Annotated in this window: 1 tRNA gene and 2 rRNA genes (1 of these 3 cut by a window edge); all 3 read right to left on the reverse strand. The window is 58.1% G+C overall.

The window, feature by feature from the left end:
- Nucleotides 1-715: 715 nt before the first annotated feature.
- A tRNA-Met gene (locus A9K71_RS02930) sits at nt 716-792 on the reverse strand.
- Nucleotides 793-1,001: 209 nt separating this feature from the next.
- A 5S ribosomal RNA gene (gene rrf / locus A9K71_RS02935) occupies nt 1,002-1,116 on the reverse strand.
- Between the two features lie 298 nt (nt 1,117-1,414).
- Nucleotides 1,415-2,500, reverse strand: a 23S ribosomal RNA gene (locus A9K71_RS02940) (it continues 1,805 nt past the right edge of the window).

The following is a 2,500-nucleotide window of genomic DNA, read 5'->3' on the forward strand; positions in this document are numbered from 1 at the left end:
GGATCGCGGCACTTTCTTGGGCGTGGCCGGACCGATTTGCCGCCACGGCTGAGGGATCACCGGCTCAACTGACAGCGTCATTCCATGTGGCGGCGACTGGATAGCCGGTTCATTGCTTTGCTCGAGCAATGAACCCCGGCGAGACATCCGGGACGGTGCCCGCATTGATATGCCGCTCGATTCGTCATCGAATCGCTCGACCAGGTTTCTTGGATGCGGCTTCACCCAGAATGGCTGGGAAAGGACGTCGGCGAGCCGGTCGGGTTCGACGTCGCCGAAAGCATGTGGCGTCCATCGACAGACAGGCCAGTCGCCTTCCATAAGGTCGGTCCGGAGATTTAACCTGCCCCTCTCCCTGCAAGCCGCGAGACCTCGGCTACTCGACTAGCCGCTCAGGCCTTGACCCAGCCAGCGTCGCCGGCGAGCGCGTCGAGATCCGCCGAACTTAGGCCCTCTTGTATGATCGTCAGCGTTCTACGTGCCATGCAGCGGGGAAAGGTATGAGAGCTCCCTCAGCCTCGGGCCGCAGCTCCGCGCCGTGCGGTGCACAGACCGATCTCGTCATGGGCGGCGTCAATCGCGGCACCACCGCAGCCTTTCGCGGAGGGTTACGGAACGATTGGCTTCGCCTAGTCCGAACAACAACGATCGCGCGCTCACTAAACAACAAAGCCGTCTCGATCAGATCGAGACGGCCAGAGATTTATGATAAAACTGGTTGCGGGGACAGGATTTGAACCTGTGACCTTCAGGTTATGAGCCTGACGAGCTACCGGGCTGCTCCACCCCGCGTCAAGATAGAGGTAAGTTTGCGCTTACCGTATTCAAGGGACCGCCCAATGAAAGGGCCGCTTGCGCGGCCCGGGATCCCGTTTGGCGGGCCTCATGCATGTCGCTCAAAAGTGTTAGCGGTTTTGAGGCAACGACATGCATCACAACAATCGCAAGGAGAAGATTTGTCTGCATCCAATCCGGATGTGAGATGAACGTGCGCTTGGCAGACCTGGCAGCGACCTACTCTCCCGCGTCTTGAGACGAAGTACCATCAGCGCTGGAGCGTTTCACGGCCGAGTTCGGAATGGGATCGGGTGCAGCCGCTCCGCCATAACCACCAGGTCGGCGAAACGCACGTTCAAATCGAGAAGCTGTTCAAGCGCGATCCAAAGGATCGTCGCCAAGCGCGATCCAAAGGATCGTCGCCAAGCGCGATCCAAAGGATCGTCGCAGCGCGATCCAAAGGATCGTCGTTTTTGTGCCAAGGCGACGTCTGCGTTTTGCCTACGGGCGAAGCCCGCAAGCGCGACTGCGCGTCGCCGGTCGTCCGGCGCCTCGCGGAGCATAGGCCCGTAAGGGCCGCTCATGCGTGAGCGCTGGCAGACCATCCGACTTTGTCGGATGGATATTAGGAATGAGAACGATCAAGCCGATCGAACTATTAGTACCGGTAAGCTTCAAGCGTTGCCGCTCTTCCACACCCGGCCTATCAACGTGGTCGTCTTCCACGGTTCTCAGGGAATACTCGTTTCAAGGTGGGTTTCCCGCTTAGATGCCTTCAGCGGTTATCCCGTCCGGATATAGCTACCCTGCAATGCGGCTGGCGCCACAACAGGTCCACCAGAGATCCGTCCATCCCGGTCCTCTCGTACTAGGGACAGATCCTTTCAATATTCCTACACCCACGGCAGATAGGGACCGAACTGTCTCACGACGTTCTGAACCCAACTCACGTACCGCTTTAAATGGCGAACAGCCATACCCTTGGGACCTGCTCCAGCCCCAGGATGCGATGAGTCGACATCGAGGTGCCAAACAACCCCGTCGATATGGACTCTTGGGGGTCATCAGCCTGTTATCCCCGGCGTACCTTTTATCCGTTGAGCGATGGCCCTTCCACACGGGACCACCGGATCACTATGACCGACTTTCGTCTCTGCTCGACTTGTCAGTCTCGCAGTCAGGCAGGCTTATGCCATTGCACTCAGCGAACGATTTCCGACCGTTCTGAGCCCACCATCGCGCGCCTCCGTTACTCTTTAGGAGGCGACCGCCCCAGTCAAACTACCCACCATACATTGTCCCGGACCCGGATAACGGGCCGCGGTTAGACATCCATAGTGATAAGGGTGGTATTTCAAGGGTGGCTCCACCTGAGCTGGCGCCCAGGCTTCAAAGCCTACCACCTATCCTACACATGCCACTACGAATGCCAATGTAAAGCTATAGTAAAGGTGCACGGGGTCTTTCCGTCTAACCGCAGGAACCCCGCATCTTCACGGGGAATTCAATTTCACTGAGTCTATGCTGGAGACAGCGGGGAAGTCGTTACGCCATTCGTGCAGGTCGGAACTTACCCGACAAGGAATTTCGCTACCTTAGGACCGTTATAGTTACGGCCGCCGTTTACTGGGGCTTCGATTCAGAGCTTGCACCCCTCCTCTTAACCTTCCAGCACCGGGCAGGCGTCAGACCCTATACGTCGTCTTGCGACTTCGCAGAGCCC

Source organism: Mesorhizobium sp. WSM3873, assembly GCF_001672445.1.
Classification (GTDB): Bacteria; Pseudomonadota; Alphaproteobacteria; order Rhizobiales; family Rhizobiaceae; genus Mesorhizobium.